This window comes from Schlesneria paludicola DSM 18645, from assembly GCF_000255655.1.
Taxonomy (GTDB): Bacteria; Planctomycetota; Planctomycetia; order Planctomycetales; family Planctomycetaceae; genus Schlesneria; species Schlesneria paludicola.
The window spans coordinates 98,604-108,433 of the sequence record NZ_JH636434.1 but is presented as its reverse complement, the minus strand read 5'-3'; the positions used below and the strand labels follow the sequence as shown (position 1 = coordinate 108,433).

The following is a 9,830-nucleotide window of genomic DNA, read 5'->3' as shown; positions in this document are numbered from 1 at the left end:
CCTGCGCGCTCATTACAATGAGGCGGTTATGAAATGCTCTCTAGACTGCCTTCACACGACAATTGTTATTTTCGGCTGTTACGATTTCCCGCAAAGTCATGCGATTGATACGCCCCTTGTTCTCATCAAGACCAAGGGGTGCCATTCGCCGAAGTCAGGATGCCGTCACCGTTCACCAGTTTCAGATCGGGCTGTCACGGAGTTGCATTGTGAGCGTACCAAGTGGTGGCAGGCAAATCGTGATTCACGGAATCGCGATGATTTTGGCCGGGCTCGTTTGGGGCCTCGTCATTCCTCTCACCCCCTATCCGCGACTCGCATTGGGCGCTCATATTCAGTTTGAAACGAACGGCCTGTTGTTTACCGCGCTTGGCTTGTTGCTCCTTACCCTGCCACATCATGTCGGCCGGAAGTCGCTCTGGGTGATGCTAGGTTCCACCTGGGCCACATGGCTGATGGCGCTGTCTGAAGCCGCAAATGGCTGGTGGGGCACGGTTCAGATGCTACCAATCTCCGCAGGCCAATCTGGTGCCACCGGCGGAGAACCTTGGCAGGAACTGGCCATCAAGCTCACACACATTACCGCTGCATTCGGATTGATTCTGTCCTGGACACTGTTGATGATCGGGTTCCTGAAGCACGATCCAACTTCTTCGTCGACCAATGTTTTGGTACCGCAAGACAAAACGTGGTGAGCCGCGAATTGACGATGAGTCGCTACCGTTCAATGCGCCAAACGGCCCATGCGACCGGATTGGAAGTCTTGAATCGCCTGGCGTATTTCGTCGCGGGTATTCATGACGAAGGGGCCCTGTCCGATGACGGGTTCGCGAAGCGGTTCGCCTGTCAGCACGAGGACGCGAGACTCGCTGGCGGAGTCGATTCGCACCTGATCTCCTTCTGAATGAAGTGACACAAGTTCAACGGCTTTGGCGGTCGAGTCGCCGATGCGAATCTCGCCCTTTTGAACGATCAGCAATGTGGTATGCCCTGCGGGAATGGCGAACTCGACATGTCCGCCTGCGTTCAACTGGCAATCCCAGACGTTGATCGGCGTGAAAGTCATGGCAGGGCCGGGCGTTGCAAAGCATTCGCCTGCGATCACTCGAACCGTTCCCGCATTGTCCGGCAGCGCCTTGATCGGAATTTGGGAGTTGAGAATTCCCTGGTAGCGCGGGGGTGACATTTTGTCCTTGGCTGGCAGGTTCACCCAGAGCTGCACCATCTCCAATGTGCCGCCCTCGCGCGCAAATTGCGCGCTGTGAAATTCTTCATGGACGACGCCCGAGGCGGCCGTCATCCACTGCACTTCGCCGGGGCCAATTGTTCCATGACTGCCGCTCGAATCACCGTGCTCCAACTCGCCCTGATACACGATCGTCACGGTTTCGAAGCCACGATGCGGATGCTCGCCCACACCGCGAGTGACCTCTGCCGGTGCGAATTTGTAAGGTCCCGCATAGTCGAGCAGCAGGAACGGATCGAACTCGTCGCTGTCCTGATACGAGAACAGGCTTCGCACCGGAAATCCGTCGCCGACCCAATGCTGCGGAATGTCACTCACGATGCCTCGAACCGATTTCCACATGATCACATCCCTCATGCTCGATCATCAAAATCCTGACGTCGCTATCATCCAATGGACCACGACGTCAGGAATGCGTCACAACGCGGACAGTTTGTCGGCACACCACAACCGTTCAAAGGCCGGGGACTGGCTTAGTTGCCCGCGGCAAAGGGAAGGGTTGCTCTGGTCGATGCACTGTGGATTCCGATTGAACCGGGACAATTTTCCTGTCCCCCTCTCTTCGGGCTGTGAACTGTTATGTTACCGGCACACCTCATCGCGGTGCATTAAAGCTCGTTATGAGGTTTCGGTAGGCCGGCAAGTGATTCGAAAACAGCGTGCCAAGGCCCTCAATATCGTTTCGCCAGTCTCGGTGAAGTTCACAGGCCATCCCGAACCACGACATGAGTTGGCAACCGGCCGCCTGCATGCGAGCCCAGGCCGCGTCGCGGGTTGTCTTGTTAAACGTTCCCGAGGCATCAGTCACGACGAAGACTTCGTAGCCTTCTTCCCGAGCCGAAAGCGCCGGAAAAGCGACGCAGACTTCGGTGACGACGCCTGCGATGATCAGTTGCTTCTTGCCGGTGGCCTTGACGGCCTTGACGAAATCCTCGTTGTCCCAGGCGTTGATGTTTCCAGGCCGAGCAATATACGGAGCGTTGGGGAACAACTGCTTGAGTTCCGGAACGAGTGGTCCATTGGGACCTTTCTCGAAACTCGTCGTGAGAATCGTCGGCAGTTGGAAGTACTTCGCGGCGTCGGCCAGTGCGAGCACATTGTTCTTGAAATCGTCCGGTGAAAAGTCACCAACAATGTTGCACAGCCCTGATTGGTGGTCGACCAGCAAGACCGCGGCATCATTCTTGTCGAGACGGTTGTACTTGAAATTCTCGCTCATCGTTGTGGTTTCAATCTCTTGGGTTGTTGATTCACCTTCAGAAGTCGTCGGCGTAGGTGGAAGAGGCCGTAATTTCTAAAAGTGAATGGATTCTCCGACGCGTCTGATTTCATACCCGCCGCGAGACGGCATCGCAAGGAGATATTGAACCGCCTGTGGGATCGTCACCGTCCGCCGAAATCGGGTGACTTGTGCCATGGTATTCATCGGGTCTCGGTGGTCACCATCTGGATCGAGGCCGAGTCCACCGTGGTCGCCGGTTACGACTTCGTACTTCGCCAAACGAAGGACCGGCGATGGCCCGCGACCTTGATTCTCGTACGGCGCCTGTCACACACCATTGTTTTCGTTGCGTCGAATTCTTCAGAATGCCTGTAAGCGCGCTCGGACGGAGTAGTATTCCGTGGTGTCAGGCGGTTCAAATGACCGCCGAATTGATTGAAGGGAACTGTCAACACATAGGAACTTGATCATGTCGAAAAAATTGAGCGGAAAAGTGGCCGTTGTGACAGGCGCATCGAAGGGAATCGGGGCCGAAATCGCTTTGCAATTGGCGGCTGAAGGGGCGTCGGTCGTCGTCAACTACTCTTCAAGCAAAGAAGGCGCCGACCGGGTTGTGGCGAAAATTGCCGACAAAGGTGGTAAAGCTGTCGCCGTGCAGGCAAATGTCGCGAATCAGGCAGACGTTCAAAAGCTGTTTGCGGAGACGAAGAAAGCATTCGGGCGGCTGGATGTCCTGGTTAACAACGCAGGAATCTATGAGTTCGCTCCACTGGAAGGCATCACTGCCGAACACTTTCATCGGCAATTCGACTTGAACGTACTGGGGCTACTGTTCGCGACACAGGAAGCGGTCAAGTTGTTTGGTTCTGACGGTGGTAGCATCATCAATATCAGTTCGGTCGTGGCCCGTTCACCGGTCGCGGGTGGTTCGGTCTACAGCGGCACGAAGGCCGCGGTCGAAGCTGTTACCCGCGCTCTCGCCGAAGAACTCGGCCCTCGTCAGATCCGGGTCAACACGATTAATCCAGGGATGGTCAACACAGAAGGGGCCCACAGCCAGGGCATCACGGAAAGTGATTTCCGCAAGCAGGTTGAAGCGAAGACACCCCTAGGTCGCATTGGTGAGACCCAAGATATTGCTCCGGCCGTCGTCTTTCTGGCGTCGTCTGACTCTTCCTGGATCACCGGCGAGAATTTCTACATCTCCGGCGGAATGCGGTAACCGCTTGTTGAATGAAGCGCGGCAGCCCGGGCGTCCCGATGCCACGGGGCATTCGAAACCGGACAGTCCCGGTCGCCATGATTACGACAAGCTGCGAGCACGCCACGTTCACGCGGCGATAAACGCGCTGCCATTCGTGTTCCTCGGGGTCTCTGTGTCTGCACACCACTCAATTGACAACCGAACGAGAGACAGGCTCGACCAGTGTCCGTGCGGGCACAGACACCGAGACCCCGAGGACACAAGCTGAGAAGGTCATCATTCACAGGCCGGGGACTGGCCCATTTTCCTGCGGCGAAGGGAAGGCTTGCCCGAGTCGATACACTGAGGATTCCAGTTTAATCGGGAAAAAGTGTCTGTTCCCCTCTTTCTTCCGGCTGTGAGCGGTGACGCTGAAGAGGTCACTTCAAGTCGACGGTCACTTTGTTGATTTTGCCCGTGAACTTGTTGTCGCCTGCTGCATAGTCGTCCGTCACCGGGGTCTCGCCGTCCTGGCCGACATCACCCCCCTCATCTGCTGAGAAGAAGAATCCCTGGGTTCGGTCAATTCGCCCCTCGGCAACCTTTTCACCATTCACCAGGAGGGTTCCTTTGCCGCCTTTTCCGAGACCGCCGCCGTCATAGGTGAATTCATAGACAATCGTGACTTTGCCTTCGGGAAGTGCCTTGGACGATGCGACTTTGTAGGCGGAAAGGCCCAGGAAGTTGTAAGTGTAGATTGGTCGGCCATCTTTGACATAAAGACTCCACCCTCCAAAACGGCCCGCCTGTGCAAGGATGACACCACTTGCCCCGTCCTTGGGAATGACCACCTCGGCGGAAATCGTATGTGAGCGATTCTTGGTGTTGATGAAGACATTCTCGGTCATTCCCGTCATGCCTTCGTAGAGCGTCAGCGAGGTGCGTCCAGCCATCAGATCAGGGCGGCCAGCCAAGGCGGGATTAATCCGTTCGAGCACTCGATCATCCAGAGGTAAGACCCGATTTGGAACCGCCTCTTTCAAGAACAGTTCCTGCAGTTCTTTCAACTTGGCAGGCTCCTTCGCGGCGAGATTGGTAGACGAACTGAAGTCGACCTCAACGTGATACAGTTCCCACTGATCTTCGAGCAGCGGGCGCCTTGGCTGCGTTTCCCAGGCCGCGCGATGAACGGTATGGGCCAGCCAACCATCATGATAAATGCCACGGTTGCAGAGGATCTCGAAGTACTGAGTCTTGTGGCGGTCCTTCGCTTTGGCGTCGTTGAACGAGTACAGCATGCTGACCCCCTGGATCGGAATCTGTGGCGTGCCATTGACCGACTTCGGCTCTGGCAGTCCTGCCGCCTCCAAGATCGTGGGCGCGATGTCGATGACGTGATGCCACTGCGATCGAACTTCACCTTTGGATGCAACGCCTTGCGGCCAGTGGACAACCAGTCCGTTGCGACATCCGCCATAACTTCCCGCGACCTGTTTGGTCCAGGTGAACGGCGCATCTCCTGCGACGGCCCATCCAGCGGCGTAGTGCCCATACGACATGGGGCCGCCCAGTTCATCGTAGTGCTTCAGAATCTCTTCGACAGACTCGTGGACACCATTGAAATAAGTCATCTCGTTATAGAGACCGTTCATGGTTCCTTCGGCGCTCGCACCGTTATCACCCACACAATAGAAAATCAGCGTGTTGTCGAGCTGACCCAGATCTTCGATCGCCTGAATGACTCGCCCCACTTCGAAATCGGCGTACTCACCATAGCCGGCGAAGACTTCCATCTGACGGGCGAACAATTTTTTCTCGTCGGCGGAAAGTTGGCTCCATTCTTTAATGGCCTCAGGCTTGGGGGCGAGTTTCGTCCCGGCGGGAACGACGCCCAATTGAATTTGTCGCGCCAGAGTTTCCTCACGCAGCTTGTCCCACCCTTGATCGAATTTTCCTTTGTATTTCTCGATCCATTGCTTGGGAGCATGATGAGGTGCGTGCGTCGCGCCGGGAGCGAAATAGGTGAAGAACGGTTTGTGTGGAGTCAGTGATTTCTGGAAATGAGTCCATTTAATGGCCTGATTGGCGAGATCGGTCATCAGATGATAATTCGGATCGTCCGGCGCTTCGATCCGGGTCATATCCTCATAAATGGCCGGGGCCCATTGATTCGATTCACCGCCGATAAAGCCGTAGAACTTGTCGAATCCAGAACGTGTCGGCCAGCGATCCGTTGGCCCGGAAGGGCTGACTTCCCACGCCGCGGTCTCGTGCGATTTCCCAAAGGCGGCCGTACTGTAGCCATTCAGACGCAGCATCTCGGCCAATGGCGCGACGGCATTCGGCCGTTGCCCGGTCTGCCCCGGGAAGGCTGTCGCGGTCTCAGTGATCGAACCCATGTTTCCGACATGATGGTTGCGCCCCGAGAGCAGTGCGGCTCGCGTCGGTGAGCATAGGGCCGTCGTGTGGAATTGATTGTACTTCAGTCCCCCCTTCGCCATCCGTTCCAGGGTCGGCATGTGAATCGGTCCACCGAATGCGCTGGACTGACCGAACCCCATATCGTCGATCAGGACAATCAGGACATTCGGCGCCTTGTCGGGCGTTTTGACCTCAAATCGTGGCGGTGCTTTGCTCTTACGTGCGTCAAGTTCCGTGATGAACGGCGGAACTGGCTCTTTGATGGGCAGTGACGTTCGATCGATCGCTTCCACGACCGCCGCCGACGTTTTGGTTTCCGCGTGAACAGGGCTCTGGACCTGAAGCAACGCCGTGAACCAGCCCAGCCCTGCGCCGAGAGCGATCATCACTGCACCGGCCACTTTGAATCTTTTCATCGTACAATCCTCGCTGCGCACTTACCGATGGAACCACGCCTGGACAGCCTATCAGGTTCACAACTTCACTTCGATGATGTGGTTAATTTTGCGCTGATGGAACTGTCTTCACCACAATGCTTTGCGGTGTTTGTGGTGTACGATGTGCACAAACTGCGAGGCGATCGAAGGGAAGGGGGCCTCGTTTTAAATTGAACTCATGGGGCGATCAATTCGCAAATATTTCGGCTTTTCCTCAAATGCGCCGTGAGAATCTCAATTGAGCGGACATTTGACTGTAGGAAAGGATGTCATGGATCAGAATTCGGATGAATTCGTCAAACTGCTGACCGCGTCGCAACCCAGTTTGTATGCGTGCATCCTGTCTTTGCTGCCAGACCGTATCGCAGCTCAGGATGTTCTTCAAGAAGTGAGTCTGACTCTGTGGCACAAGGCGGACGACTTTGAGCAAGGAACGAATTTCATGGCTTGGGCCGGCAGGATTGCCCGGTACCACGTAATGAACTACCGCCGGAAAATGAGCCGAGACCGATTGATCTTTGACGAAGAGCTCATCCGGGAACTGTGTGAGCGACAAGAGGCCATGGCAGACGATGTGAATCGGTATGCGGAATCGCTTCGGGAATGTCTGGCACAACTTCCGAGCGAACAGCGCGAGTTGCTAGCCATTCGGTATGCGTCGGATGGTTCGGTCAAGAAGCTCGCCGAGATGCGAGGGCAGACAGTCGGGGCGATTTCTCAAATGCTTTACCGCATTCGCGAGTCGCTGCTGAACTGTGTGTCGCAACGGCTGTAGGAGGGAAGTCATGAATCATCCACGACCTGGTGAAGTGCGCGAGCTGATCGCGAAGCTGAGCGATGGAACGTTGGATCGCGATGGGGCTGTCCGGCTGAATGAATGCCTGACGGCAGACCCGATTGCACAGGCGGAGTATTTGGACCATTTGATGATTGATGGGCTGCTGGAGCGTGAATTCAGCGGCACGGCCAAGCTGGCCGATCGCCTTGGCATGCAGGGCCGTTCGTCGGCCACGACGAAGTCGCTGCCTGTCGCGGCGGGGCTCACTCGTTTTTTTCGGTCACGCCTGGGTGGTCAGGCATTGATTGCCGCGGCGGTGACAATCGTCGCCGGAATGACTTGGATGGCATGGGCTCCTGGAATCTTGGGGCCGAAGCAGCACGTTGAGCTTACCGCACAAAGTTTCAAGAAAAAGACGATCCTTCCCGCCGATGCCATGCTGAATGCGGTGTGGCACGGAGACGAAGCCGAAGTCGTGGGGCGCTTTTCGGACGTCACTCCCTTTGAAGGGAGCAGAATGCTGAGATTCGTAAAATCCACCACCGAACCGGAAGACGGCTGCGAGATTTACCGTATCGTCGACCTGGGGGCCGTGGCGGAGTCACTCGTGAATCACCCTGCCTCCATCGAAGCGACGGCATTTTTCAATTCGATTCAAGAAGCGATGCCAGAGAATGACTACACATTCCGAATCGCGATTTTTTCGTTTTTAGATGAACCGTTCCAACCATCCGAAGAAGGGGCGCCGCAGTGGAATAATGCGCTCGCCTTCAGCGGAACTCAGGCCCGCGCCGATGCCGACGCCAAGGCGTGGCAAGAGGTGACAACGCGCTTAGCGCTGCCGGCGGGAACGAAGTATTTGGTTGTTCAGCTTGCGGTGGTCCGCGCCGGGGCAGAGGACGCGGACGAAGATTTTCCAGGGCACTTTGTCGACAGCTTGACCTTGAATCTTGTGAGTCAGCGATAGCAGGGACGTGAAATCGATGTCCCTGAGATTCCTGTTTCCTGCGAGTGGTCTTGTGGTCGCACGTTGTGATTTTGCATTGGCGAGCTGAAAGTCGTCAGAAAGGTCAATCGAGTATGAAGATGTTCGCATCCAGGACGATGCGGGGAGTGGCTATCGTCGGCGTCATCGCCGCCATTGCCGGCGCTGCGTTCTATTTTCACGAAACCCGTAATCGTCATCACTTGGGAAAATCCGCGTCCAATCACGAATATACCAAGGGGGTCGCAGACAACTTGGCAAAGGTCCAGCGGTCCGGCGCCGACGAACTCACGCTTCCAGAGACCGTGATCAAGCGGATGGGGCTGACGGTCGCCCCCGTGCAAACCCCGACGCATGCCATCAACCTGCCGGGGTTTCAGGGAGTATTGGCCCTGGACAATGATCGACTGTCTCGCGTGCATGCCCGATTCGGTGGTGAAGTCGTGGAGCTCGGTCATTCCACAGACGGTTCCGATCCCACGCTTCGCGTCGGAGAAAAAGTGCGCCGCGGCGATCTGCTGGCGGTCATCTGGAGTACCGAACTGGGGCAGAAAAAGAGCGAACTGGTGGATGCCCTGACCAAGCTGAAAGCCGAAGAGCAGTTGCGCGATCGCCTGAAGACACTGTTCAAGGAAGGGGCGGGTGCCGGACGTTCCTATCGAGATGCCGAGAAGGACGTTCAAAGCCGCCTGGTCGAAATTGCCAGCCTGGATCGGTCACTGCGAACGTGGCGTGTCACGGATGAAGACATTGCCGAAATTCACGCGGAAGCCACACGAGTTGCAAAGGCCGACGAACTCGTCGAAACGGCAATGCCTTCGGCCGAAGCCAACGACTGGGCCAAAGTCGAAGTCCGCGCGCCCATGAGTGGTGTCATTTTGGAAAAGAACGTCGTCGTCGGCGACATCGTGGGAACCGATACGGATCTGTTCAAAATCGGCGATCTGTCGCAACTCGCCGTCTGGGCACATGTCTATGAAGAAGATTTGCCACTCTTGGAATCGCTGCCGCACCCCATCTTGTGGACGGTCAGTTTGCCCTCACGGCAAGGGACATTTCCCGGAATGCTGGAAAAGGTCGGGGCGGTCATCGATCCAACCCAGCACACAGCGCTCGTGACCGGCCGCGTGAAAAATCAGTCCGAGTTACTCAAAATTGGTCAGTCGGTCACGGTGACGGTGCAACTGCCACCGCCCGAGCACGAGCTCGAGTTGCCCGTGACCGCCGTTGTCGAGGATGGCCGCCAGAGCGTGGTGTTCGTTCAACCGGCTTCTGGCGAACTGCACTTCGTGCGGCGACCCGTGCATGTGGTCCGGCGCTTCCGCAATACAATTTATGTCCGAGCTGCGGAAAGTGGACTTCAGCCCGGTGAACTCATTGTCACCGCCGGGGCACTGATGCTTCAGAATGCGATCGACCAACTTCCCGATCCGACCGCGTCCACAAAAACGATCGCAGGTTCCCCGACGAGTCCCTCATCCGACTCGCGCGGACCAGGATAAGAGCCGAATTAGACTTGAACCAACGTTCGCACCCCTCGTTCGCCGCGCCCGACGCG

Annotated in this window: 8 protein-coding genes; 5 read left to right on the top strand and 3 right to left on the bottom strand. The window is 56.5% G+C overall.

From position 1 onward, the window contains the following. Positions 1 to 209: 209 nt before the first annotated feature. Positions 210 to 695 carry a styrene oxide isomerase gene (locus OSO_RS0100700; protein ID WP_010581679.1) on the top strand — a complete coding sequence of 162 codons (486 nt, stop codon included), beginning with the start codon at positions 210 to 212 and terminating at the stop codon, positions 693 to 695. A gap of 29 nt (positions 696 to 724) precedes the next feature. Here OSO_RS0100700 and OSO_RS0100695 read toward each other — a convergent pair whose 3' ends face one another. Next, entirely contained in the window at positions 725 to 1,588 is an 864-nt protein-coding gene (locus tag OSO_RS0100695) for a pirin family protein (RefSeq protein ID WP_010581678.1), read from the bottom strand. A 253-nt stretch (positions 1,589 to 1,841) separates the two neighbouring features. Continuing rightward, positions 1,842 to 2,465, bottom strand: a complete 624-nt coding sequence (gene ycaC, locus OSO_RS0100690) for an isochorismate family cysteine hydrolase YcaC (RefSeq protein ID WP_010581677.1) — start codon at positions 2,463 to 2,465, stop codon at positions 1,842 to 1,844. A 472-nt stretch (positions 2,466 to 2,937) separates the two neighbouring features. On the opposite strand from ycaC, the gene OSO_RS0100675 reads away from it, so the two are divergent. Then, positions 2,938 to 3,690 carry an SDR family NAD(P)-dependent oxidoreductase gene (locus OSO_RS0100675; RefSeq protein ID WP_010581675.1) on the top strand — a complete coding sequence of 251 codons (753 nt, stop codon included), beginning with the start codon at positions 2,938 to 2,940 and terminating at the stop codon, positions 3,688 to 3,690. Positions 3,691 to 4,091: 401 nt separating this feature from the next. On the opposite strand, the gene OSO_RS0100670 is transcribed toward OSO_RS0100675, so the two are convergent. Beyond that, complete coding sequence (locus tag OSO_RS0100670) at positions 4,092 to 6,488, bottom strand: arylsulfatase (RefSeq protein WP_010581674.1); 2,397 nt, start codon at positions 6,486 to 6,488, stop codon at positions 4,092 to 4,094. Positions 6,489 to 6,780: 292 nt separating this feature from the next. Here OSO_RS0100670 and OSO_RS0100660 point away from each other — a divergent pair, with 292 nt between their 5' ends. From OSO_RS0100660 to OSO_RS41575, 3 genes are all read left to right on the top strand, one after another. Next, positions 6,781 to 7,284: a sigma-70 family RNA polymerase sigma factor gene (locus tag OSO_RS0100660; protein WP_010581673.1), complete on the top strand. Its 504-nt coding sequence runs from the start codon at positions 6,781 to 6,783 to the stop codon at positions 7,282 to 7,284. Between the two features lie 10 nt (positions 7,285 to 7,294). Continuing rightward, positions 7,295 to 8,254, top strand: a complete 960-nt coding sequence (locus OSO_RS0100655) for a hypothetical protein (RefSeq protein WP_010581672.1) — start codon at positions 7,295 to 7,297, stop codon at positions 8,252 to 8,254. Between the two features lie 119 nt (positions 8,255 to 8,373). Beyond that, positions 8,374 to 9,774: an efflux RND transporter periplasmic adaptor subunit gene (locus tag OSO_RS41575; RefSeq protein WP_010581671.1), complete on the top strand. Its 1,401-nt coding sequence runs from the start codon at positions 8,374 to 8,376 to the stop codon at positions 9,772 to 9,774. The last annotated feature ends 56 nt before the right edge of the window (positions 9,775 to 9,830 follow it).

What these genes read in the sequence shown, in the direction of transcription:
- ycaC (WP_010581677.1), bottom strand. Translation starts at nt 2,465, where the DNA reads ATGAGCGAGAATTTCAAGTACAACCGTCTCGACAAGAATGATGCCGCG.
- OSO_RS41575 (WP_010581671.1), top strand. Translation starts at nt 8,374, where the DNA reads ATGTTCGCATCCAGGACGATGCGGGGAGTGGCTATCGTCGGCGTCATC.
- OSO_RS0100660 (WP_010581673.1), top strand. Translation starts at nt 6,781, where the DNA reads ATGGATCAGAATTCGGATGAATTCGTCAAACTGCTGACCGCGTCGCAA.
- OSO_RS0100655 (WP_010581672.1), top strand. Translation starts at nt 7,295, where the DNA reads ATGAATCATCCACGACCTGGTGAAGTGCGCGAGCTGATCGCGAAGCTG.
- OSO_RS0100670 (WP_010581674.1), bottom strand. Translation starts at nt 6,488, where the DNA reads ATGAAAAGATTCAAAGTGGCCGGTGCAGTGATGATCGCTCTCGGCGCA.
- OSO_RS0100695 (WP_010581678.1), bottom strand. Translation starts at nt 1,588, where the DNA reads ATGTGGAAATCGGTTCGAGGCATCGTGAGTGACATTCCGCAGCATTGG.
- OSO_RS0100675 (WP_010581675.1), top strand. Translation starts at nt 2,938, where the DNA reads ATGTCGAAAAAATTGAGCGGAAAAGTGGCCGTTGTGACAGGCGCATCG.